Genomic DNA, 406 nt, shown 5'->3' on the forward strand with positions numbered 1-406 from the left:
TGATCCGCTCACTGGAAATTGCGATCCGGAGCGGCCAGAGCGTACCTTCGTTGCCCCCGGCACCCCACGTGTGGCGCAGCTACCGTACGGTCCACCTACGACGGGACCGCGAGCAGTTGTTCCCTGCTCTACATGCACGAGCAGAAGGCATGTTCCGTGATGGTCTCCTCGACGAGGTCGATAGGCTCCGCCAGCAGGGACTCGAGGCCGGACAGACCGCAAGTACCGCACACGGATACCCTCAAGCGATGGCAGTCCTAGACCGCCGGTGCTCAATAGAGGATGCCGTGACGTCCACCACGCGAGTGACCAAGAACTACTCCCGGCGCCAGGTCCGTTGGTTCGCGCGATACGCCGACGCCGAGGTCCTCGATGTGACGGGCTCGGATCGTCAGCGGCTGGCAGA

At 63.8% G+C, this 406-nt stretch carries 1 protein-coding gene; it reads left to right on the forward strand.

Annotation, left to right across the window (positions count from 1 at the left end; all coding sequences use genetic code 11):
- Positions 1–11: 11 nt before the first annotated feature.
- Positions 12–406, forward strand: a 395-nt coding sequence (locus ITJ40_RS16850; RefSeq protein WP_304520232.1) for a tRNA dimethylallyltransferase, incomplete at its 3' end; no start/stop codon positions are given.

Source organism: Clavibacter sp. VKM Ac-2872, from assembly GCF_015351105.1.
Lineage (GTDB): Bacteria > Actinomycetota > Actinomycetes > Actinomycetales > Microbacteriaceae > Clavibacter.